Genomic DNA, 22,793 nt, shown 5'->3' with positions numbered 1-22,793 from the left:
ACACTCCCTATTTTTTCATCGATTCTTTGAAAAACAAAGCAAGTCCAATCCCGATCAATATCAAAGCCCCGAACGTCGAGCCCAAAAAGTCGAATACCGAGTCAAGCCATGCCGGCTTGCCCGCAGCCAAAAACAAAATCACACCGGCCATGATAAGCAAATATCCGAAATTGTTGCCTTTGCCCCACTTCGTAGACGGCTTCTCTACCGCCGAGGTCAAAGGATCGAAGCCGGTCTGCCCCTGCAAATCGCCAGGTCCGCCCCACCCATTCACGCGATCGGTCTGCTGTAAAGCGTCAAAGATATTATAGAAATACACGACGGGGAGCAGTAGCGAAAACAAAACGATTAAAGGGATGCTTACGCCAATCGAAAAATAAACGATCGCAAAAATATCCAGCATAAACAGCACCATGATTCCGAGTCCACGCTGCATCAAACCTAAGTACAACTGACCGGTACCGGGAATCAGAAACGAAAGAATGCCGGAAATCCACTTGTTTTTGCGCGGGCGCCGCGGTACGAACGGATCATAGAGCGGCTTGCTCGATTGCCCCCATCGCTCCATCCTTTCTCGAAGGAACTCGTCCTCGCGATCTTGCTCCGGCTTGCTTATGTTGTTGGTTTGCTCTTCCATCATTTGATCCCCCTTACGAAAGCAGATGTCGTGAAACCGTCTCGACGGCTTGATATAGTTGAATGGCACCGTTACGTACGCCGGATTCCAGGCCGTCCGCGCTAAATGAAGTGATTTTGCCGATAATGCCGGTTGCGATAAACAGGTAAGTCGCCGCGATAGCAACCATCCCGTTCATCAGCTCCGAGCTTCGCTTCGGCTTACGGGCGGCTTCCGAGCGAAAAACCCGGTCAGACGGGCTGAGGGACGAGCTGCCGTCTCCCGAACGGGCATCGGTCTTCAGCGCTTGCAGCACCCGCTCGGACATGCCGGCAGGCGCGGATATTAGCGGAAGCTCGTTAAGCGCGAGCTCCACGTCCAGAAACGCGGAAAGCCGTTCTCTGCAAAAAGAGCAGTCGTTCAGATGACGCCGGATCCTTCTCGTCTCCAGCTCAGGGCAGCGATTATTCAGATAATGTAACAGCTCGTGATCTTTTGGATGTATGCCTGTCATGCCCGCCCACCTCCAACCATTTTTCTTTGAGCATCGATTTCCCGCGGTAAAGTCTCGTTTCGATTGTCTTGATCGGTAAACCGGTTACGCCCGCAATCTCTTGGTAGGACAACTGCTTATAATGGTACAAGTACATCACCAGCTTGTATTTGTCCGGCAAATCGGCAAGCAGCTTCTGTATCGTCTGCTGCTCTTCTTTCAAAAGCGTCTTGGCCTCCGGTTCTTCTTTCCGGTCTCCGAACCAGCCTTTCACTTTATCCATGATGGCTTCGTAAGGTTTGCGCTTCTGGGATCTGCGGTAATCCGTCACTAAATTGACCGTTAACCGATAAATCCAAGTCTTCAGCTGAGAATCCCCGCGAAAACGCTCCACCCCTCGGAATAGCTTCAGAAATACTTCTTGCGTCAAGTCCTCCGCGGTTTCCCGATGTTCGACCATGCGGTAAATCAGCGTATACACATAATCCTGATAGCGTTCCATCAGAATGCGGTACGCCGCATCATCGCCTTGACGGATCAGGTCGACCAGTTGTTCATCCGTCATGCTTCCCATCGTTTCACCGCCTCGGTTATGTTTCTCGAATTCTTAGACGAAGGATCATGAAAGTCCCCTTCATTTTTTCAAAAAAACGGAATCGTCTTTTCGTCGGGTTAGTCCAGAGACACAGAGCGCACGCCTTCCAGCCGCAGAAGCTCTTCGATCATCTCAGACACCTTGGCACCCTTGGATAAACGAACCGAAAGCGTGATGAGAATCCGCGCAGCCTCGTCCGCGTCGACAGGCGCTTCTTCTACGGATAGCTTTTGAATATCGCAGCCTTTGCTGCCCAGAAGCTGCGTAACCCGTCCCAGCAAGCTTGGAATGTCCGCAGCTTCCAGCTTCAGACTGCGCACTTTTCTATGGTGCATATATCGTTTCTCAACCAGATTAAGTACGAATAAGCTAATCAGTGCGAAAAAGCAGGCCAACCCCGCCGCATAATAAAACCCTGCGCCAATGGCTAAACCCATCGCCGCGACGACCCATAACGAAGCCGCCGTCGTCAGACCGGTAATCGATTTACCCGTATAAAGAATCGTGCCCGCGCCGAGAAAGCCTATCCCGCTGATCACTTGAGCCGCCAAGCGGGCCGGGTCCAAGCGCACGTTGTCCAGCCGGGCAAAATCGGCGAAGCCATACATGGACAGCAGCATCACCAAGGTCGAGCCTAAACAAACGAGAATATGCGTGCGCAAGCCCGCCGCGCGGCTGCTCCGCTCCCGTTCGAAGCCGATGACTCCGCCGAGCAGCAAGGCAAGCACCAGTCGAAGCGTGATGTGAAACGTATCTATCGTCCAAGGGTCTTGCATCGTGTAACCCCTCCTCTGACGGTCTGGCCGTTGAACACTATTTTATTACGAATAATTTTAGAACTTGACCTTTTCCCCAAAAATAACATGCAGCGAAAAAATAGGATCTCCCGCCACGAACAGGATGCACCCGGCATGAAGGGGCAATGAGTCCGGAGGTCACGAGTCCACGCACTTCATAAACTTCGTCATCGTAATGCCGGGGGCAAGCAGCTGCACATGCACGGGCTCGAAGCCATGTTTCTCGTATAGGTTAACCGCCGGCGTATTATTCGTTCCCGTCGAGACGGTCATGATCCCCCCAGGGACCGCAAATGATTCGATATGCCGTAAAAGCGCGCCCGCGATACCCCGCCGGAAAAAATCCGGATGCACCATCATCCGGCAAATCGTAAGCTCTTTAGCGCTTTGCCTGCAGGCGACGGCCCCCACCAGTCGGCCTTCCTCGAAGTAACCGAAGAACGATTCTTGCGAGTCTCGCAGCGACTGGGGCGAATCGAACAGCGGCGGAATTTCTTCAAAACCGACAAGCTCAGCCTCGATGCGATAAGCAATCTGCTGAAGCTCCAGAAGTTGAAGCACCTGCGGCATATCGTTCAAATCAATCGGATCGATCATCGCGTCCCACCTTTCCGTTGGATGCATATTATCAGAACCTGTTCCCCTTCGCAAGGGGAGAACGGATGCATGAGGGCTTTATACCCAGGTCAGAGACAGCGGGGCAAGGGTTCCCGTCCCTAGAAGGCACGGCCCTTTACGGCATGGAAAAAGGCCGTCTGCGCACGGGCAGACGGCCTTGAATATGTTAATGTATACAGATTAACGGTTAAGGCGATCCAGGATTAACTTATTGACCAATCCGGGATTCGCCTTTCCTTTGGTTTCCTTCATGACCTGACCGACGAGGAAGCCGACTGCCTTGTCCTTGCCGGCTTTAAAGTCGGCGACGGACTGCGGATTATTGCTGACGATCTGATCGACAACTGCGGCTATGGCGCCTTCGTCGCTGATTTGCACGAGGCCCTGCTCTTCGACGATGGTCTGCGGATCTTTCCCGGTTTCGAGCATCGACTTAAATACGGTTTTGGCAATTTTGCTGCTGATCGTTCCTTTCTCGATGAGACCGATCATTTCGCCAAGACTTTTGCCCGTGATTTGCACATCGGTAATCTCCAGGCCGTTCGCGTTCAAATAACCGAGCAGATCGCCCATGATCCAGTTGGACACCGCTTTAGCGTCTTTGGTGTATTTCAGACTCTCCTCGAAGAAGTCGGCCAGCTTCATGGATGCGGTAATGACTTCCGCGTCGTAGCTTGGCAAGGCATACTCCGCGACGTACCGTTTCTTCCGCGCATCCGGCAGCTCCGGAATCGAAGCCCGGACTCGTTCCTTCCACTCGTCATCGATGTACACGGCCACGAGATCCGGGTCCGGGAAATAGCGGTAGTCGTGCGCCTGCTCTTTGCCTCGCATCGGGAGCGTCTTGCCCTGCGCCTCATCCCAGCGGCGCGTCTCCTGCACGACTTGGCCGCCGCCGTCAAGCACGTCCGCTTGGCGCCATTCTTCATACTCGAGACCGCGCTGTACGCCGCGGAAAGAGTTCATGTTCTTGAGTTCGGCCTTCGTGCCGAACTGCTCTTGCCCATAAGGACGAAGGCTGATGTTGGCGTCGCAGCGCAGCGACCCTTCCTCCATCTTCACATCGGAGACGTCGCAGTATTGCATGATCGCCTTGATCTTCTCCAAATAGGCGCGAGCTTCCTCCGGAGAGCGGAGATCCGGCTCGGAGACGATCTCGATAAGCGGCGTACCGACACGGTTGAAATCGACGAGGGAGGCATACCCGCCGTCAACGTGCGTCAGCTTGCCGGCGTCTTCCTCCAAGTGAACGCGGGTAATGCCGATCCGCTTCGTTTCGCCGCCCACTTCGATTTCGATCCAGCCGTGTTCGCCGACCGGTTTATCGTACTGGGATATTTGGTACGCTTTGGGCGAATCGGGATAGAAGTAATTTTTCCGGTCGAATTTGCTTTCTGTCGCCACTTGGCAGTTCAGCGCCATGGACGCTTTCATCGCATATTCCAGCGCTTGCTTATTCAATACGGGCAGCACGCCCGGATGACCGAGACAAATCGGGCACGTGTGCGTGTTAGGCGGAGCTCCAAAAGAGGTGGAGCAGCCGCAAAATATTTTGGACTTCGTGTGCAGTTCGACGTGCACTTCGAGGCCGATGACGGTTTCATACTTTTTATCGGTTGCCGCTGTCACGTGAGGTCGCTCCTTTCATTAAAGCTGCGGGCGCTGCTTATGGAAATCGGTATGCTGCTCGTAAGCGTGCGCCACGCGCAGAATCGTCGATTCGTCGAGCGCCTTGCCGATCACCTGCAGTCCGATCGGCAATCCGTCCGCAAACCCGCACGGTACGCTGATTGCCGGAAGACCGGCTAAGTTGACAGGGATCGTCAAAATATCGTTCAAATACATCGTCAACGGGTCGCCGTGCTGCGAGCCTATGCGGAAGGCAGGCGTCGGCGCCGTCGGTCCGATGACGACGTCGTATTTCTCGAATACTTGTTCGAAGTCGCGTTTGATGAGCGTGCGCACCTTTTGCGCCTTCAAATAATAAGCGTCGTAATAACCGGAACTGAGCGCGTACGTGCCGAGCATGATCCGGCGTTTCACTTCATCGCCGAAGCCTTCGCTGCGGGATTTGAGGTAGACGTCCAGCAGGTTCTTCGGGTTGTCCGCCCGAACGCCGTAACGAACGCCGTCGAACCTTGCCAGGTTCGAGGAGGCTTCCGAGGAAGCAAGCAAATAGTAGGCCGCGACCGCATATTCCGAGTGCGGCAGCGATACCTCTTCTACGATAGCGCCGAGACCTTCGAGTGTTTTAAGCGCCGTGAGCACGGCATCTTTCACCTTCGGATCGATGCCTTGTCCGAGATACTCCTTAGGTACGGCGATTCGGAGGCCTTGGACGTCGCCGGTAAGCGCGCTGAGATAGTCGGGCACGTCGACGTCGAGCGAAGTCGAATCCATCGGGTCGTGTCCGGCGATCGCCTGAAGCAGGTAGGCGCTGTCCTCGACGTTCTTCGTCAAGGGTCCGATTTGGTCGAGCGACGATGCAAAAGCGACGAGCCCGAATCGCGAAACGAGGCCGTAGGTCGGCTTCATCCCGACGACGCCGCAGTAAGACGCCGGTTGGCGAATCGAACCGCCGGTGTCCGAGCCAAGCGAGAAGAACACTTCGCCCGCTGCGACCGCCGCAGCGGAACCGCCGCTGGAGCCGCCGGGCACATAATCCGGATTCCACGGGTTATAGGTCGGATGGAAGCTCGAGTTTTCGTTGGATCCGCCCATCGCGAACTCGTCCATATTCAGCTTGCCGATCGTGACGGCTTCGGCTTGCTGCAGCTTTTTCACCACGGTGGCGTCATATATCGGGTTATAATTTTTGAGAAATTGACTGGCGCACGTCGTCGTGAGCCCTTCGGTCACAATGTTATCTTTCACACCGATCGGCAGGCCGAACAGCAGGCCTTTGGAATCGTCGGTCCCCAGCCGCGCGTCGAGGGTCTTCGCCGTTGCGCGGGCTCTCTCCTCATCCAGCGCAAGGAACGCCTTGACCTTATCTTCCACCTGAGCGATGCGCCGATACGATTCATCCACCACATCGGTTACGGAAATTTCTTTGGCATGAAGCTTGTTATGTACGTCCTGCAAACGCAAATTCAACAACGACAAGCGGATATCCTCCCTTCAATGAAGCTAATTATTCCAGCACCGCCGGTACTTTAATTTGTCCGTCCTCTTCGTCCGGCGCGTTCAGCAGCACTTTGTCAATCGGCAAAGACGGCCTGACCGTATCTTCCCGCATCACGTTCACAAGAGGCATCGCATGACTGGTCGGCTCGACATCGTCGGTATCGAGCTGGTTCAGCTGCTCCGCATATTTCAAGATGGCGCTCAGCTGTCCGGCGAACCGTTCCTTATCTTGTTCGCTCAGCTCCAAACGGGCCAGCGCCGCTACATGCTCCACATCTTTGATGGTGATACTCATCCTCTGCACCTCGCTTCTTGTCTAATCATTCCTACTATTATAGCTTAGTTGCCTTTTTAACTCAATTACAGATACGGCGTGTGCAAGCGATGCTGCAGTTGATATAATGGAGGAACCGATTTCGCGTAAAACTGCAAGCTGGCGGGGATTCATCTGGCGCAAGGTTACCTGCCAGGGAAGCCGCTTCCTGAGCCGTTGCCCGGTCATACGCTGGCTGCCGGGCTGTAAGAATCGCAAAAAGAAGCCGGACTCCTTGGCGGAATCCGGCCTTTGCCACGCTCGATTACGGTTAAATCCACGCCTTCAGATGAATTTGCCGAATGAAGTCTTGATTGGACTGTACGTCCTTGTTCGACTCCGCCGGCGCTTCCTCGCTGTCTCCGTTCATGATGCGTCGGAACAGCCCTTCGTTCTTCGTTGCAAGCGCAAAATCAATCAGCGCTTCGCGTTCAATGCGGTCGGCTTCCTGCGCAAGCAGCACTTCTTCCAGTTCGACATCGTCGCCAGGCACGAAGTGATGCTTGTTCGTCTTCGGTACGCGTACGACGTAATCAAACACATTATCCGCATTGCGATCGTATGCGATGATATATCCGTATTCGCCGATAGGCAAATTTTGTTCAAAGCTGTCCCCGATAATGATTACTTTTTGCCCTAAACGCAGCATGGTCGTTCCCCCTTCGCAAATCCGGCCTTAGCCCTCTTGATTCATGGTAGTGTTGGTATATGGGATAACTAGTTTCATAGCATATTCATTGAGAGGTGTATCATGAATCCGGCCTACAAGGGTTGTCGGTTGCTATTCTTAATTCTATTAATCATATCATTTTTTTGGGGGGTAAGCAACGATAGAGACACGGTCTACGCCCATCCGCTGAACAATGGTTATTCGTACCTGAACGTCGGTTTGAACGCCGTCGATTACGAGTTGTTCGTGCCGGAGCAAAGCCTGCTCGGATTCGATGTCGACGGAAACGGGCGTGTTCTGGGTAATGACTTGAACGAGCGGCGCGAGCAGTTGACAAGCTACCTGAGCGAGCATGTTCGTTTGATCCAGCAGGCTGAGCCGATGCGAATGACGTTGAAGGAGATGGAGCCGGCGGAAAAGGACGCTGTCTCCGGCGTCACCTTCCGGATGCGATTCGAGACGGACGCGCCGGTCAGCGGGTTCACGATCGAATACGGATTGTTATTCGATGACGTCGATCCGCTTCATCTGAATTTCGCGCTGATCGAACAAGGGGACGACCTCGACCAAGCGGTGCTGGACAGGGAGCATCGAACGTACGCGTATGCGGCGCTTCACCCGGCAGGATGGGGTACGGTCCTATGGACCTATTTCAAGCTGGGTGTCCTGCACATATGGACCGGGTACGACCATTTGCTGTTTTTGTTCTCCCTGCTGCTTGCCGTACAGCGCTGGGCGGACGCGGCATGGATAGTCACGGCCTTCACAGCGGCTCACAGCGCGACGCTGATACTGGCTGCCGTCGGGTTGTTGTCTCTGCCTCCGATTGGGGTCGAGACCGCGATTGCGCTCAGCATCTGTTACGTCGCCGCCGAAAACTTGGGGATGACTCGCCCCGGCTTGCGCCGCCGCCTCCTGCTGACGCTTGGCTTCGGACTCATTCACGGTGTCGGCTTTGCCGGAGCGCTTGAGGAAGTCGGACTGCCGCGGGCCTATTTCAACAGCTCACTCGTCAGCTTTAATGTCGGCGTGGAAGCCGGACAGCTGGGCGTGGTCGCCCTCCTTCTGCCGGCTTGGCTGAAGCTCGCCCGAACCGAAAAAGCGCGGCGGACGGTTACGATCGCCGGATCACTGCTCGTGCTCGGCTTGGCCGCTTACTGGGCTTTGGAGCGCGGCGGCTTGATCGCCGGAAGATAACGGGTGAGAGCTAACGGAGGTTCGCTTGATTGGATCCGGGAGACCGGCCGACTGCTTCGTGAAGCGGCGGGAAGCGGCTTGCCGCACTGGCGAAGCACGCATGGAAAAGCCGTACCGCCCGGTGAAGGGACGGTACGGCCTGTTGTGCATCAGGAAGCCGACAATCGTATAAATCGATGTATCGGATTCAAGCGGCCCGGCGGAGGACATCCCCGGCATTAGACCGTACTGCGGGAATCCGCGGGGCGGCATTCGCGATACGTGACTACGCCGCCCTACCGCCCTTATCCAGCTTATAGCCGGATAAGGCCTTCGCGGGAAATCGTCAGCTTCTCGAAGCCGTCCGTCGTAATCGCATAGCTGTTCTCAATGCCGACGACGCCCCTGCCGGGAAACGTAAATTTCGGCTCGACGGCAATTACCATCCCCGCCTCGAGCGGATAGTTGAACCCGCGCGCGAGTACCGGAAGTTCGTCGACCTCGAGCCCGATGCCGTGGCCGAGGAACTTCACTTGATCTCTGCCATAGCCCATATAATGGTCGGCCAGGCCGGCATCGTCTGCGAGCCGCAGCGACTCGGCGTACAGCTGCTCGCAGACGGTGCCGGGGCGCAGCAGCCCTTCGGCGCTGCGAAGGATGCGCTCGGACGCGTCATAAGCGTAGGCCAGGTCGTCCGGCAGCGAACCGAATACGACGGTACGCGTTTGGTCGATGACGTAACCGCCGATGCAGCAGCCGACATCCATCAAGATCGGTTCGTTCGTCTCGAACGGGCGGCGGCTGGAGCTTTGCGGACTCGCAGCAGACAGGCCGAGCCCGCCCGCCGGACCGTCGAAATAGGTGGGCGTCGCCGCAGCGTCGCCGGCCCCGAGCATCCCCGTAATGACTTCCTGGTTGTACCCGCGCAGGCGCATGATCCCGATATGGCCGCGTTCGCGAACAAAGTACTCCATGCGGCTCATCGCTTCGAGCTCGGTCATTCCCGGCTTCAACCAGCCAAACGCATCCTCGAATGCGTCGTTAATCACGCGGGCGGCGCTGCGAATCGCTTCGATTTCAAACGGCGATTTGATCATCCGGGTTTCGCGAATCAGCGCCGATCCGTCCTTCCACTCCACGTGCGCCAAGGATTGCTGCAGCCTCTGGAAGAGCTGCACGGGCAGCACGTCGAATTCGGCGGCCAGCTTGACCGGACTCCGGCCGGTGGTGGCGGCAAGATCCGGAAACGCAGCTCCCAGCTGTCCGGCAAACTCGCGCAGCGAGCCGAGCGGCTCAACCGGCCAAGCCGATTCTTCCTCTGCGCGCGCGACGCTGCGGCGAACGAAAAACTTCGGATCTCCCGAAGCAGGGACGATCAAATACCCCGTTTGCATCGAGCCCGCCAAATAATACAAATCGACATTTTGCGTGACGACCATGCCGTCGAAACCGCCGGTCTGCAGCTTGTGCTGCAGCCGTCCCACCCTCTGTTTGTATTCGCTCATACTCCTGCCTCCCGTATGTACCGTTTCATCATGCATGCTCTAACCTTACACGCTGTATCACGGTCATGTCAAAGGAGACGGACGCCTATCGGAACCGGACGCTTGCGACGCTGCTAAGGACGATCGGCTCCTTTCGGCCGAGCCCGAGCAGCGAGCGCTCCAGCTCGACAACGGCTACAACGGACGGACCGTAGATCGTGACGCGGACGTTTCGCGTCGTTTGAAGATTGCCGCCTTCGCGCACCGTAACCGACCGGACCAGCTCGTAGGGATAAGTCGAATGCGTGACGAATTCCAGCCGGTGTACGACAGGAGCGGATTCGAGCGGACTGCCCGGCTGAGGCGTCAGATCGCCGTTCAGCTTGAAATTCAACCGTAAATAACGGAGAAAATGATCTCTGCCCGCGGCTTCGTCCCAAACGAGCCTGCCTAGAGCCGCTTCGCCGGGATCGAGCTGAAGCGAGGCGGCGCGTACGGCATGATCGAGCAGCGGCTTCGCTCGGCTCAGGCTGTGCCCGTGAAGCAGCCAATTCCAGGCGACGACCCACAGGAACGAGGCGGCGGCCACCCCGAGCAAAGCGAACAGCACCAGATGCAAGCCGCCCTGCTCGTCGTTCCAAAAGCGCAGCACCCCCGGTGCATTCGCGCCTACCGCAGACCGGCTACTCATATGCTTCGCTTTGGCCATACAATTCCAGGCGATAAAAGCCTTCATGCTCGGACGGACTCGCTCCCCCGCCGACCGCGCGCAGCATGCGGGTGACATTCGGCGCCGGATAGGTGACGACGAGCTTCACGACCGGATCGGCCGCGCTGCGCAGCACGAGCGAACCGGTGCTGCCGGCGTAGGAAGGATATATCGTTCCGTTCAAGTTCACGCCCTCCATGCCGAGCTCGGCAAGGCGAGCGGTTAAGCGGTTTCGAATGTCCGGGCTGACGTATCCGACGGCCTCCGCCTCCTTCAATGCATGGTTGGCTAACGTATGAAGATGGTTCGCTTTCATCGCGTACACGAAGAAAGGAACGATAGCGAAGGACAGAAATAACAGCAGCGGCATCACAAACAACGTTACGAGCACGTTGGCCATGCCCCGCTCGTCCCGCCATACCCCGAACGCGAACTCAACCGCGCTATTCGAACTCTGTGCGTGACGCATGCGGTTCATATGTTCGTTCGCCCCCCGGCTTTCCGACCGTTTCTCTTTTCTCCAATAAGGGAGGACTCCGCCGAATATTACACTTCACCTCCGTCAATTCGTTACGTAATCGAAGCTGCGGATTTTCATGGTCATCGTGTCGTGGCCGTTCCGCACCTCGTCCTGAAGCCCGCCGGCGCCCGGTCGGAACACATACGTACAAATGCCGAAAATGAAGACGACCATCAGGCATAAGATTACGATTTTACTCATCTTAAGGCGCCGTTGCGGTCACGTTGCCGTTCGTCTGATTGACCGTAGCCGTCGTGATGCTCGTATTGATGCTGCCGCCTTTGGAGCCGACGGCGGGCCCGATTCGAGTGCCGGCGACAAACATCGCCGCCCCTCCCAGCAATACGGTAAGCAAACACGCAATGACCAATTTCCCCATACTTTCTGCACCCTTTCTTCATGAAATCTTATTGAAACGCTGCTTCAATGCGTGCCCGGGTTTGCGTTCCAGCCGTTCCCGCAGCAGGCGCCAGCTGGCTCCCGACGACATATAACGCGGTGCCGCCGAGCAGCACGGTGACAAGCACGGCAATCACGAGCTTGGACAAACCGGATTTCCCCCCTTCTTCAGACAAGCTCCTTATCCTTGAAAGCTCGTCCTTAACTGCTCTGAAATCGATACCAGCCACGGGTACAAAAACAGCAGCACGATGACGGCAAACGGCACCATGATGTAGAAGCTGATCCAAATCGGCGCATTCTCCAGCTTACGATTAATTTCAGCCGATAGCGTCGCCTCAATGCCTGCGGTTTGCTCCTTCAATACTTTAGCCACCTCATGCGAATCCGCCCGGCGAATCGCCTCTAAAGCATTCACAAGCGGATACGCCTCGGAAATCCCGACCCCATCGCGAAACCGCCTTATCGCAGTCCCGCGGTCCTTTCCCCAAAGGACGGCGAGCTCCTGCAAGTAAGGCTTGAGCAGCACGAGCGGCCGGCCTGCGCGAAGCAGCAGCTCCCGAATATCGGCTCGTTCGCTCACGCAAACGGACAAGCGATGAGAGAGCTTGGCAATCTCCATCAGCAGCCTCGCCTTACGGGAATGCCCCGCCGCCAGCAGCCCAACATGAGGCAGCGACCACCCGGCCCCGAAACCTAGAATAAGCTTAACCACCAGACCAGCATCCGGGGGAAATGAAAACGCCGTACCCGAAATTCGTTCGGCAGCCATATACGCCATCCCCAGCAAGCCTGCCAACGTGGCGCCAAGCAGACCTTGGAGCTGTCTATAGCGGGCAAAGCTCCATTGCGCGGAAACCCCGGCCAAACGGGCTTTCTCGAGAAAAGCCCGCTCTTTGGCGGATCGCTTCTCCGCCTCGCGCGGCGTTAACCGGCTCAAGCGTTCCCGTTCCCGGAGCCGTTCCAGCATAAACGCGAGCCGGCTTGTCCGTCCGATCCGTATCGTACCCGCCAGCGTAAAGGAAAGCATGGCGCTGCCCACTGCAAACATGCCCAGCCAACCATATCCTCCAAGCCCGTTCATTGTTCACCTCCTTCCCGCACGCGAATTTCAGAAAGCCCGGCGGCCCGAACGAATGACCAGCAGCATCGAGACGAACATGACAGCGAACGAAAGAAGCAGCAGCGTTTTCCCCACAGGGTCAACAAAATAATGACGGTAGTTGTGCGGATCGGCGTACACATTAAATCCGATAATAAAAAAAGCGAAAAAGACCATAAACGTAGTGCCGATCCGATATACCGTAATCATGGCCAGCCGATTTTCTTCGTGCCGTTTGGACGTCTGCATCTTGCCGACCAAGTGGTGAAGCGATTCCGTCATATCGGTTCCGTAATGAACCCCGATCAGCAGCAGATCCGTCAGGTCATGCGCCCATTCGTTGTCCACCCGCTCGGCAAACTCATACAACGCTTCGTCGATCGACTTCATATGCAGGGCGAGCTCCAGGCGGCGCCACTCTCCGCGGACCTCGTCCGGCATCGTCAGCGAGCAGCCCGCTATCACCTCGGCGAGCGTCAACCGCGGCCGATAGTGTCCGATTATATTTTGCACGACCATGATCATCCGCAGCGCAATTCTTTGACGCTTGCGCTGCACGCGAAACCGGATCAGGATGTACGGGATCGAACCGGCTATTAGCGACACGACGGCGCTCAAGGGCCATACATGAACTTCGCTCAACCCCGCATCGCCTAATGCGATATGCCGGGAAGTCGTTTGCAACAGCGCATCCGAGCCGAACAAGCCGACCAGCCCAAGCAGCAGCATGCCGGTGATGACAGTCTCCGCCCCCAGGCTAAGTCCGGCCAAATCCAGCTCCTCCCTCAGATGGCGAACCGGCTTGGCAAGAAGCAGCCGCTGCAGCCGCGACGACTGCGAGGCAGAGCGATACAACGCCGGATGCCGACGGCGGTAATCCCAGACGGCGGTTAGCCGCCGCTGCAGCCATATCGTAACCGCCAGCGAACCGGCGGCCCAGCTACCGAGCAGCATGTTTTTCGCCGCCGCATACCAGACCAGCGAATCGTTCATTCGTCCCACACCCCCAAGGCTTGAAAATCGCCGGGCTGCGCTCCGCCCGCAAGCAAGTGATCGGTCAGCGATTTACTGAACCGTTGTCCGGTAAACCGCCACGTCTGCGCCGCATAATCCCACTCGACGAGCGGGCGGACGCATACCTCTTGATTCTCATTCACCGAAAGCTCGGTGATCTCGGTGACGACCCGAACGGGCCGGCCTGCTACATTCACAAGGCGCAAGAAGATGAGCACGTTAAACGCTCTCGCCACCCGCCGCATCGCATCCCCCGCATCGTGATGACGGCCGTCTTGCTTGATCATATCGACCACGTCGCTGACGAATGAATCGCGGTACTTCGTATGCATCGTCCCCATCATATCGTGTCCGCGCAGCGCGCCCTGCACCATTTGCGCCACTTCGGCCCCTTTAGCCTCGCCGACGATGACCCAATGCGGACTCATGACCAGCAGCGGCTTGAACGACTCTTCCATGGAAAGCTGGATGTCCTCCACTTCCCGTACCGCCAAAATGTTTCGCTTCCCCCGCAGCCGCTCGCGCAGCGCCACCTCGAACTCCTTCTCCAAGGTCCGGATCCGTTCCGATTCGGGAATTTCACCGGCCAGTGCGAATAAAAACGTCGTTTTTCCGGTTGCGGTGCCGCCTCCGATCAGCAGGCTGGCATGATGCCGAACGAGCAGCCGCAGCAGTTCGGCCATCGGCTCATTCAACGTTTGCAGACCGACCAATTGCGAGAGCGTAACGTCCTTGACGATGAAATTGCGAATATGAATGCTCGGCACGTCGGAATACGGCGGACGAGTCATGACGAGTCGCGACCGGTTCCACATGTACGATTGAACGAACGGCTTCCGTTCGTTAATCGGCTTTTTCCCGCAGAGCGCCAGCCGGTCCTGCAGCCGCAGGACGTCTTCAAGCGAGGAGAACGTCCGGGAATGCCGCTCCATCCGACCTCCTTTCAATAAAAATATATCGGCGCCGATCACCTGCACTTCCTCCACATCGGGCAGCCGGTACAAATCCTCGATCAAGCCGGCGCCGCACGTTTCGGCAAAGATGCATTCGGTCGGCGTTAAGGGCGCGATTAGCGTCGACGGTTCGACATGCAAGCGGTATTCGACCAGCAGCGTCTCAATAACCGCCTTCATGCGCCACTGCGCCATCGGCTCGCCGAGGCCGGCTTGGATAATGTCTTCATACAGCGGCTGATCCGTTTTGGAGCGTTCCGTCAAATGCTCATAGATCAATGCGGCGGCAGCCTTTAGCGGGAGCCTCCGTTCTCGGCGGGTTTCCGCCGCTGCTGCGTTTGCCGGGTTTGCCACAAGGCCGTTCCTTACGAAGTGCTGCCCCGCTTGCGTCAGCTCCTTCACGTACCGCGCTGCGTCGAACCTGACGCGCGGGCGCACCGAGTACCGCATTTCGGTTCCCGATCCTTGCGGTTCTGGCGGCCCGACAGCACCTTCGGCATCGTTATTCATCCACCCGCTCGACATGTTCTTCGCTCCTCCTCTCCAGTCTCTAGCCGAACTTCGCCGCGAACCGATGGAGCCAGCTTATTTTCGGACGTACAGCCGTTACGGGTGCGGCACCCGCCGACATAGCTTCGTCCTGCCCGTCCAGCTGCGCTGCGAGTCCATCAATACTGGCGGTGAATGGTTCGGCGCCCGGCCGATCGTACAGCGGAACGCCTTCGTCGGCGCTGGCGAGTCCCAATCCTCCGGGCACGTTCGGTACGGCGGCCGCCAGACGCATACCCAAATAATCGGCGATCCGCTCCGGCCTGTCCCCGTCATACGACCGATTCACGATGAGCGATACGTCTTTGGGCGCAAGCCCGCAGTACGACCAAAAGCAAGCGTACCATTCGCCCCAGCTTGTCCGATAAGACGCATACCGGTTTTGCGTGACGAGCCAGCGGTGATCCGCTTCCCGCACGGCACAAATCGTAGCCGCATTATCCGGATAACTGTTGACGTCGATGAATGTTACATCGAAAGCTTGACGCGCCGCCGCGATCAGATGGGTCATCATCTCCGGCGTCACGTCCTGCGCCGTGTCCCGCCTCGGAGATCCGGGCAAAATGTAAAGCGGCAGCCGCTGCCGGTAACGAATGCAAGCGCCGACCAGCTCTTCCGGCCGCAGCCGCTGCGTCTGCAGCTTGGAGCGAATGACAAACGAGGCCATGCCGGGGTCGTTCACATTCAGGCGCGCCTTCACTTCCGGATTGCGCAGATTAGCGTCGATCAAACCGACGCGAATCCCGCCGCGCGAAGCGAGCGCCAGCGCCGTATTCAACGCAACAGTCGTCGCGCCGTCCTTGCTTGCTGCCCCCCACACGGTCACGACCGCTCCGTTCACAGCGCCCGGCTCCTGCCGGTACGATTCGCGGACAGCTTCGCCCTGCAGAAACGAGACGAAGGCCTCGATCCTACTCCGGCCCTCTATACCGGCCGGCAGGACAGCAAAGGACAACGCATCGGCAAGCCGGCAAATCGCTTCCATCATAAACGAGTCGGAAACCGTCTCATCGAGCGCCACCATAATTCGCGCCTGAGGCTGCAGTCGGCGCAGGGCCGGCATCCAATCCCAGGGATAGGCGTCATATCCGATACCGCTATGGACAGCGATGGCATCATAGGGTTCGGCGAGCCGGGAGAACATCGCTTCCCGCCCCGTCACTTTATCCGGCGCGACTGACCAAGCCTGCTCCCGTTCCAGCCCTTGCTCCGGCGTCTCGCTGTCCGGATATGCGATCAAGGTTCTCATCGTTAGGGTTTCACCTCCTGTGTTCGCGCTTGCGACGGTTGCGCGCGTTGAGCCGGTTGCGCAGAAGGCTCCTGCTTCGGCGCTTCGGACAGCGCGACCTTCGGGCGTACTGCCGCCGCTTGCGGTTCCGGCGAGAACGCGTCCGCCTCCTTCAGGCGCGTATAAAGCTCGGTCACTTTGCCTCCGCCCGTCATCCGGGTCGTCAAATCCGGCAGCGCCAGCTTGATGCGGCCTCCGGTGCCGCCGATCACATAAGCCTCATACACCTCATCGCTCATGATATACGTGTTGAGCTCCGGCTTCCCGTTCGGCTTGGAGCGCGTCTCCTGCAGCGCGGCTTTCGCCGAGGGAATGATCGGATCGAGCGTCCCGCCATCGACGACCTCCTGGCCTTCCGCCGTTTTGACCGCCGCTACCGGCAACTGTTCAATAATTTTGACCGCCCCCACGCCGGTGATTACACCTGACGGGTCCGCAATCGCTCTGGGCGATTCGAATTCGACCCATACATCGACTCGATCGCCGCGCCGTACCATATTGTTGACATTGACAGTCGCGTCCGTTTTAAAGCTAAAATAACGTTCGTCGTTCAACGGCGTCATGCGCGTATCCGTCAATTTCCACGGCAGCAGCTCCTCGTCGCTGTCGATCGGAACCGTTACGGTTTGGCCTAGCACGAATTGCGGATTCGTGACGGCTTGCGGATGATGCGCCGCTTGAGCGATGCGGACGGTTCTCAGCATGCTTGCCTCGATCACCTGTCCGCTCTGCAGCAGACGAACGGGCTTTATCGTTTCCATCGACTGCATCTCGACCTCCGTATGTTTCATGAAATACCAGTACCCGCCGACCGAACAAGCCATCAGCAACAAGCCGAGCAAGCCGCCGATCCATGGTTTTTGCAAATGACTCCCCCTTCCTGCCTCAAGACGTCTGCTACACGCATCCACTAACTCACGGCATTAGGCGTAGCGAAAGCGCTGCGGCCATTTCAATTCCTGCAGCAAGCTCCGCCTTACTTTTTTCCAACGGGAACGAAACATCGCAAGCTCCTCCTCCCTTTACGATTTATCATGGGTCCAGCGCCAGCAGGCGGCGAAGGAATCTCGGCACAAGCGACGGGGAAGCCGACCGGCGCACCGGTTTAAGCTCTGACGGGAGCCAGCGCTCCACCCAAGCCAGCACGGCTTGCGTCACGATCGGATGCTCAACCGGCAAGCGCCCTCTCCACCCGCTCTCCGCAACGCCCGCAAAATCGACCGCAGGCACGAGACAGCCCGGACGTTCCGGGAGCAGCCGCAGCCAGGCCGCCTGCTCCGCGCGCGGCAAGCATTTGTTGGCAAAGCCGTACAACCGGCGTCCCGGCCGGACTTCGTCCAGCAAAAATTGCAAACGCCGTCTGCTCGCGGATAATTGAAGCTTGTGGACGAGCGGGTCGACGACATAAATGACGTCGGTCGCCGTTTCCAATAACGAACGCGTCTCCGGTTGTTCCCAGCGATCGCCGATATCGACGATCAGGATCGGCCGCCGCACCGCATGAAACAGCTTCAACCAAGCGCCCGCGTCAGCGAAGGCGGAAGCCCCCTCATCGGCAGCGGCTGCCCCGGACGCTGCCGATGAGGGCAGCCACAACGTCTGCCCCCGCTCCCAGGCCGGCCCCTCGGGCCGCAGCCCGCCGCCGTCTTCGTCATAGTAGCGGTAATGCGGCGGCGCGTGCTGATCCGCGAACAACAGCGCGGCCAGCTCCGCGCGCGGCGAAGGCGGCTCGATCACGGCGTGCGCCACGCCGCGCTCGTGCAGCGCCTGGGCCAGCGCCAGCGCAATGAACGTCGCGCCGGCGCCGGCGTACAAGCCGCCGACCGCGACGACGTGCGGCGGCGCCCAGCCCGCACCGCCGGCGGATGGCGCAGGCCCCGGCGCCGGCGGTGCCTGCCTGCGCTGCGCCGCCAGCCAATCGCGCAGCGCCGCCTCCGTCTCGCGGGCGTCCGCGTACCGCTCGGCGGGGCTGGCGCGCAGCAGCTTGAGCACGACCGGCGCCAAATCCGCCGGCAAGCTCCGCTCCGGCATCCGCTGCGCCGTGTAGTGAATGCCGCCGCTCAGCAGGTAATACATCAGCGCGCCCAAGCCATACAAATCGGTACGCGGATCGCTTTGGCGGCCGTCGAACTGCTCCGGCGCGGCGAACCCTATCGTGCCGAGGTTCACCGTATCCGCCGTCCTCTCGGGCTTGTAGCGGCGGGCCGTGCCAAAATCGATCAACCGCACCCGCCCGCTCGGATCGATCATCAGATTGGACGGCTTCAGATCGCGGTGGATGACCGGCTCCGGCCGGATCGAGTGCAAATAATCGAGCAGACCGCACAGCTGCATGGCAAGCTGAACGACCTGTCCCGCTTCCATCCGGCTGCCTTGCCGGGAGAACCGCTCCTCCAGCGTCTCCCCTTCGATAAAATCCATCACGAGGTACAGAAATCCGCCTGCATTGACCGGTACGACATCGACGATATCCGGAAGACTCGGATGCGCAAGCCGGCTCATCGTTTCCGCTTCAAGCAGCATCGCCTGACGAAGCGCAGATCGCCGAGGCCCTTCAAGACCGGCGTACATCTCCTTGACCGCCCAACGTTTGCCGGTCAGCTTCAAATCCTCGGCCAGCAGCACACGGCTCATCCCGCCGCTGCCGATCGCCGACGCGATTCGATATCTCCCGGCCAAAATGTCCCCTTTTGTCAAACCTTGCGGCTGTCCCTCCACGGCTTCACCTCCTATCGGGCCATGACAAAAAACCGCCCCATCCACGCAGCTAAAGCATGGATCAGGCGGTTCTTCCGCACACATCATATGGATTTTGTTAATAAATTATCATAAATTTCCCAGAAAAGCAAGCTGAAATTCCGTCGAAATTTGGTTAAGAACATGTAAATCTTTGGCGCCGCTCCATAAAACATTTACATCCCTCTGATTTATCGTTAACACACGCTCGTTATACTTAGAACGTTCCAACCAGTTCGCTAGGAGGTACCGTCATGTCTTTATCGGAAAATGATGCGATGATGCGCAGGTCGATCCGCCGGCAATCGATATCGGCCGCCAGCAAGCGGCACAGTGCTCGCGCCCTTGCCTTCAAGGAGAATGCGCTCGCCTACGTTTTTCTGGCTCCTTCGCTTGCGCTGTTCGCAGTTTTTCTGTTTTACCCTTTGCTGAAGTCGGTCTATCTCAGTTTCCAGTTAACCGATCCGCGCGGACGCGTGGCCGCATTTGCCGGCTTGGACAACTTCAAAGAACTGTTTTCGTCCGAGCTGTTTTACTCAAGCTTGAAGGTGACCCTCTCCTTCACTTTGCTGACGGTTCCTACAGGCATCGCGGTCGCTCTGCTGCTGGCCGCTCTCTCCCATCAGAAGCTGTGCGGCATAAAGGCGTTCCGCTTCGTCTTCTCCCTTCCGGTCGCGATATCGGTCGGCACGGGCTCCGTCATCTGGATGATGCTGTACCACCCGACGCTCGGCATGCTGAATTACTTCCTGACCCTGCTTGACCTCGAGCCTGTCCGGTGGCTGTCCGATCCGGCTTGGGCGTTGGTTTCCGTCTCGATCATGACCGTTTGGATGAACCTCGGCTTCACCTACATCGTGCTGCTGAGCGGTTTGCAGAGCGTGCCTGAAGAAATATACGACAGCGCGAAAATCGACGGTTCCGGTCCGCTTCGTACCTTCGTCCGCATTACCCTGCCGCTTGTATCGCCTACGTTATTTTTTACGGCCATCGTCTCTGTAATCGGTGCTTTTCAATCGTTCGGTCAAATTCACCTCCTGACCAAAGGCGGTCCGATGAACAGCACGGACGTCATCGTATTCAACATTTACCGCGATGCGTTCGTCAACTTCCGGTTCGGGATCGGCAGCGCGCAGGCGCTGGTGCTGTTTGTGATCATTTTAATTTTAACCGTCGTCCAATTCAGGTTTTTTGAAAAGAAGGTGCATTATCAATGATACAGCGCGTCTTTCATCGGCTATTGTCCTACGGGCTGTTGTCCGCTGCCGCAGCGGTTGTGATTTTCCCGATCGCGTACACGTTCTCCGCCTCCATGATGACGGATTCCGAATCGGTCGCGTACCCGCCCCGGCTGCTGCCGAGCGGCCTCAACCTGGCGAATTTCACAGAAGCCCTGGCGCTTATTCCCGTCGGAAGCTTCATTCTCAACAGCTTTCTCGTTTCCAGCGCGATCATGATCGGACAGCTGCTCACCGCAAGTCTGGCCGCTTACGCGTTCGCGTACTTGCGCTTTTACGGAAAAGCGCTGCTGTTCACCTTGTTCTTATCGACGATGATGATTCCGTGGGAAGTGACGATCATTCCGAACTACCTCACGGTCAAAAGCTGGGGCTGGCTCGATACGTATCAAGCGCTGATCGTCCCCTTCCTCGCAACGGCGTTCGGCACGTTCCTGCTGCGCCAATGGTTCCTTCAACTGCCCAAGGAATTGTTCGAGGCGGCCAAAATCGACGGCTGCGGCCATCTGCGCAGCTTTGCGATGCTCGTGCTTCCCTTGTCCAAACCGGCGCTGGCGACGCTTGGCGTGTACTCCTTTTTAACGCATTGGAACATGTACTTATGGCCGCTGCTCGTCACGAACGGCGTGGAAAGACGCACGGTGCAAATCGGCATCAGCATGCTGCAATTCGAAGAGATGACCTCGTGGAACCTGGTGCTCGCCGGTGTCGTCATGGTGCTGCTGCCTTCGCTGCTGCTGCTGGCGCTCGGATTGAAGCAGCTTGTCGGCGGGATGACCGCCGGCGCGTTGAAAGGCTGACAGGCGCACGATCTCGGTGAAATAGCGCGACGGGTTCCCATCCGAACCCCCGTCCTCTATATAAAAGCTTATAAAAGGAGAGAAACAATCATTATGAAGCTTCTGAACGCGAAAACGACGCTGCCCCTTGTGCTCTCCGGCATGATGGCGCTGACGGCGGCTTGTGGCGGCACGACGGCACCTTCCGGGGGAACGGCAACGAATTCCGAAAAACCCGCAGCCGATAGCACAAAGAAGGATGCGGCTCCAACAAACCAGCCGGTTAAAGTCGTCTGGTGGCATTCGATGGGCGGCGAGCTGGGCAAAGCGGCGGACAAGCTGGTCTCCGACTTTAACGCTTCGCAGAAAAACGTCGTCGTCGAAGCGGTATTCCAAGGCACTTACGATGAAAGCTTGAACAAAATGAAAGCGTCCATGGATTCCAAAAGCGGTCCGGCGCTCATCCAAGTGTACGAAATCGGCAGCCGTTTCATGATCGACTCCAAAGCGATTACTCCTGTGCAAACTTTTATCGATAAAGATAAATATGACGTTTCTTCACTGGAAGAAAATATCTTGAATTACTACCGGGTCGACGGCAAGCTGTATTCGATGCCGTTCAACACGTCCAACCCGATCCTCTACTACAACAAGGATATGTTCAAGGCTGCAGGGCTCGATCCGGAGAAACCGCCGGCCACGTATGAAGAGCTCGCCGATGCGGCGAAGAAGCTGACGAAGGACGGCAAAGCGGGCGGATCGTTCGCGATCTACGGCTGGTTCATGGAGCAGTTCTTCGCGAACCAAGGCGCAGAGCTGCTGAACAACGGCAACGGACGTACGAGCCTGGCTACGGAATCGCTGCTTGCCGGAGACGCCGGGGTCAAGACGCTTGCCTGGTGGAAGCAGATGGTCGACGACAAAACGATGCTGAATCTCGGCCGCAAAACCGACGATACGAAAAAAGCGTTCGCCGCCGGTCAAATTGCGATGACACTGGACTCTACCGCTTCCTTGCGCGGCATCGTCAATTCCGCCGAAGGGAAGTTCCAAGTCGGCACCGGCTTCCTGCCGAAGCCGTCCGGCGCGAAGGACGGCGGGGTGATCGTCGGCGGCGCCAGCCTGTACATTTTGAACAACCGTTCCGAAGCCGAACAGCAGGGCGCTTGGGAGTTTATCAAATTTTTGGCTGATGCGAAGCAGCAGGCGTATTGGCACGTGAACACCGGCTACTTCCCGATTACGAAAAAAGCGTATGACGAGCAAATCGTCAAAGACAACCTGACGAAGTACCCGCAATTCCAAACGGCCGTCGACCAGCTGCACGCGACGAAAGCGAATTTAGCGACGCAAGGCGCGGTCATGGGCGTATTCCCGGAAGCCCGCCAATTGACCGAAGGCGCCATCGAAGAAGCGCTCAACGGCAAAAAGCAGCCGAAGGAAGCGCTCGAGGGCGCCGCCAAGGAAATCAGCGGCAAGATCGGCACGTACAACAAGACGGTGAGCAAGTAAGTTTAGATAGGAAACCGCACAAAAATCCCCCGTCGGGCCCTAAGGCTCGGACGGGGGATTTTTGAATTCGGGCTACCGTTGCTGATCCGCTCACGGCTTCGTTCGC

General features: G+C 57.6%; 26 protein-coding genes. 5 read left to right on the top strand and 21 right to left on the bottom strand.

The window, feature by feature from the left end; translation table 11 throughout:
- Positions 1–7: 7 nt before the first annotated feature.
- From ACZ439_RS17530 to ACZ439_RS17490, 9 genes are all read right to left on the bottom strand, one after another.
- Positions 8–637, bottom strand: coding sequence for a hypothetical protein (locus ACZ439_RS17530; RefSeq protein WP_127609912.1), 630 nt, complete (start codon positions 635–637; stop codon positions 8–10).
- A gap of 13 nt (positions 638–650) precedes the next feature.
- Complete coding sequence (locus ACZ439_RS17525) at positions 651–1,130, bottom strand: anti-sigma factor family protein (protein ID WP_054798215.1); 480 nt, start codon at positions 1,128–1,130, stop codon at positions 651–653.
- A complete protein-coding gene (locus ACZ439_RS17520; protein WP_054798214.1) occupies positions 1,081–1,683 on the bottom strand; it encodes an RNA polymerase sigma factor in 603 nt (200 codons plus the stop codon). Before ACZ439_RS17520 ends, ACZ439_RS17525 begins: the two co-directional genes overlap by 50 nt.
- 98 nt (positions 1,684–1,781) lie before the next feature.
- Positions 1,782–2,480, bottom strand: coding sequence for an MgtC/SapB family protein (locus ACZ439_RS17515; RefSeq protein WP_054798213.1), 699 nt, complete (start codon positions 2,478–2,480; stop codon positions 1,782–1,784).
- A gap of 159 nt (positions 2,481–2,639) precedes the next feature.
- Positions 2,640–3,098 carry a GNAT family N-acetyltransferase gene (locus ACZ439_RS17510; RefSeq protein ID WP_464619985.1) on the bottom strand — a complete coding sequence of 153 codons (459 nt, stop codon included), beginning with the start codon at positions 3,096–3,098 and terminating at the stop codon, positions 2,640–2,642.
- 201 nt (positions 3,099–3,299) lie between these two features.
- Positions 3,300–4,748 (bottom strand): Asp-tRNA(Asn)/Glu-tRNA(Gln) amidotransferase subunit GatB, encoded by a 1,449-nt coding sequence (gene gatB, locus ACZ439_RS17505; protein ID WP_127609908.1) that lies wholly within the window; start codon positions 4,746–4,748, stop codon positions 3,300–3,302.
- Between the two features lie 18 nt (positions 4,749–4,766).
- Positions 4,767–6,224, bottom strand: coding sequence for an Asp-tRNA(Asn)/Glu-tRNA(Gln) amidotransferase subunit GatA (gene gatA, locus ACZ439_RS17500; RefSeq protein ID WP_127609906.1), 1,458 nt, complete (start codon positions 6,222–6,224; stop codon positions 4,767–4,769).
- Positions 6,225–6,252: 28 nt separating this feature from the next.
- On the bottom strand, positions 6,253–6,540 hold the full coding sequence (gatC, locus tag ACZ439_RS17495) for an Asp-tRNA(Asn)/Glu-tRNA(Gln) amidotransferase subunit GatC (protein WP_054798212.1): 288 nt from the start codon (positions 6,538–6,540) through the stop codon (positions 6,253–6,255).
- Between the two features lie 289 nt (positions 6,541–6,829).
- On the bottom strand, positions 6,830–7,207 hold the full coding sequence (locus tag ACZ439_RS17490) for a hypothetical protein (RefSeq protein ID WP_054798210.1): 378 nt from the start codon (positions 7,205–7,207) through the stop codon (positions 6,830–6,832).
- Positions 7,208–7,336: 129 nt separating this feature from the next.
- On the opposite strand from ACZ439_RS17490, the gene ACZ439_RS17485 reads away from it, so the two are divergent.
- Both ACZ439_RS17485 and ACZ439_RS17480 read left to right on the top strand, forming a co-directional pair.
- Positions 7,337–8,425 carry a HupE/UreJ family protein gene (locus ACZ439_RS17485; RefSeq protein WP_464619984.1) on the top strand — a complete coding sequence of 363 codons (1,089 nt, stop codon included), beginning with the start codon at positions 7,337–7,339 and terminating at the stop codon, positions 8,423–8,425.
- A gap of 3 nt (positions 8,426–8,428) precedes the next feature.
- Positions 8,429–8,647 (top strand): hypothetical protein, encoded by a 219-nt coding sequence (locus ACZ439_RS17480; protein ID WP_054800237.1) that lies wholly within the window; start codon positions 8,429–8,431, stop codon positions 8,645–8,647.
- 71 nt (positions 8,648–8,718) lie between these two features.
- Here the strand turns inward: ACZ439_RS17480 and ACZ439_RS17475 are convergent, their stop codons facing one another.
- From ACZ439_RS17475 to ACZ439_RS17420, 12 genes are all read right to left on the bottom strand, one after another.
- Entirely contained in the window at positions 8,719–9,909 is a 1,191-nt protein-coding gene (locus ACZ439_RS17475) for a M24 family metallopeptidase (RefSeq protein ID WP_054800236.1), read from the bottom strand.
- Positions 9,910–9,994: 85 nt separating this feature from the next.
- Positions 9,995–10,624 (bottom strand): hypothetical protein, encoded by a 630-nt coding sequence (locus ACZ439_RS17470; protein ID WP_230876197.1) that lies wholly within the window; start codon positions 10,622–10,624, stop codon positions 9,995–9,997.
- Complete coding sequence (locus tag ACZ439_RS17465) at positions 10,572–11,075, bottom strand: hypothetical protein (RefSeq protein WP_230876198.1); 504 nt, start codon at positions 11,073–11,075, stop codon at positions 10,572–10,574. Before ACZ439_RS17465 ends, ACZ439_RS17470 begins: the two co-directional genes overlap by 53 nt.
- An 84-nt stretch (positions 11,076–11,159) precedes the next feature.
- The gene (locus tag ACZ439_RS17460) at positions 11,160–11,318 is read right to left on the bottom strand and encodes a hypothetical protein (RefSeq protein ID WP_164751948.1); all 159 of its coding nucleotides are present in this window, start codon (positions 11,316–11,318) and stop codon (positions 11,160–11,162) included.
- A gap of 1 nt (position 11,319) precedes the next feature.
- Complete coding sequence (locus ACZ439_RS17455; RefSeq protein ID WP_164751947.1) at positions 11,320–11,496, bottom strand: hypothetical protein; 177 nt, start codon at positions 11,494–11,496, stop codon at positions 11,320–11,322.
- Positions 11,497–11,524: 28 nt separating this feature from the next.
- Positions 11,525–11,692: a hypothetical protein gene (locus tag ACZ439_RS17450; protein ID WP_155615044.1), complete on the bottom strand. Its 168-nt coding sequence runs from the start codon at positions 11,690–11,692 to the stop codon at positions 11,525–11,527.
- Between the two features lie 5 nt (positions 11,693–11,697).
- Positions 11,698–12,600: a hypothetical protein gene (locus tag ACZ439_RS17445; protein WP_054800235.1), complete on the bottom strand. Its 903-nt coding sequence runs from the start codon at positions 12,598–12,600 to the stop codon at positions 11,698–11,700.
- A gap of 27 nt (positions 12,601–12,627) precedes the next feature.
- Positions 12,628–13,611, bottom strand: a complete 984-nt coding sequence (locus ACZ439_RS17440; protein WP_201318061.1) for a type II secretion system F family protein — start codon at positions 13,609–13,611, stop codon at positions 12,628–12,630.
- Positions 13,608–15,110, bottom strand: coding sequence for an ATPase, T2SS/T4P/T4SS family (locus ACZ439_RS17435; RefSeq protein WP_230876199.1), 1,503 nt, complete (start codon positions 15,108–15,110; stop codon positions 13,608–13,610). The genes ACZ439_RS17440 and ACZ439_RS17435 overlap by 4 nt, the downstream gene beginning before the upstream one ends.
- A gap of 25 nt (positions 15,111–15,135) precedes the next feature.
- A complete protein-coding gene (locus ACZ439_RS17430; RefSeq protein ID WP_054798207.1) occupies positions 15,136–16,383 on the bottom strand; it encodes an AAA family ATPase in 1,248 nt (415 codons plus the stop codon).
- A gap of 2 nt (positions 16,384–16,385) precedes the next feature.
- Positions 16,386–17,288, bottom strand: a complete 903-nt coding sequence (locus tag ACZ439_RS17425) for an SAF domain-containing protein (RefSeq protein WP_054798206.1) — start codon at positions 17,286–17,288, stop codon at positions 16,386–16,388.
- 166 nt (positions 17,289–17,454) lie between these two features.
- Positions 17,455–19,140 (bottom strand): serine/threonine-protein kinase, encoded by a 1,686-nt coding sequence (locus ACZ439_RS17420; protein ID WP_464619983.1) that lies wholly within the window; start codon positions 19,138–19,140, stop codon positions 17,455–17,457.
- A gap of 272 nt (positions 19,141–19,412) precedes the next feature.
- On the opposite strand from ACZ439_RS17420, the gene ACZ439_RS17415 reads away from it, so the two are divergent.
- From ACZ439_RS17415 to ACZ439_RS17405, 3 genes are all read left to right on the top strand, one after another.
- The gene (locus ACZ439_RS17415) at positions 19,413–20,375 is read left to right on the top strand and encodes a carbohydrate ABC transporter permease (RefSeq protein ID WP_464619982.1); all 963 of its coding nucleotides are present in this window, start codon (positions 19,413–19,415) and stop codon (positions 20,373–20,375) included.
- The gene (locus tag ACZ439_RS17410; RefSeq protein WP_054798304.1) at positions 20,372–21,196 is read left to right on the top strand and encodes a carbohydrate ABC transporter permease; all 825 of its coding nucleotides are present in this window, start codon (positions 20,372–20,374) and stop codon (positions 21,194–21,196) included. The genes ACZ439_RS17415 and ACZ439_RS17410 overlap by 4 nt, the downstream gene beginning before the upstream one ends.
- 93 nt (positions 21,197–21,289) lie before the next feature.
- A complete protein-coding gene (locus tag ACZ439_RS17405; protein ID WP_464619981.1) occupies positions 21,290–22,687 on the top strand; it encodes an ABC transporter substrate-binding protein in 1,398 nt (465 codons plus the stop codon).
- Positions 22,688–22,793: the final 106 nt, after the last annotated feature.

Source organism: Paenibacillus sp. JCM 9796, assembly GCF_055379675.1.
The sequence above is the reverse complement of the archived record's forward strand: the minus strand, read 5'-3'. Positions and strand labels throughout refer to the sequence as shown.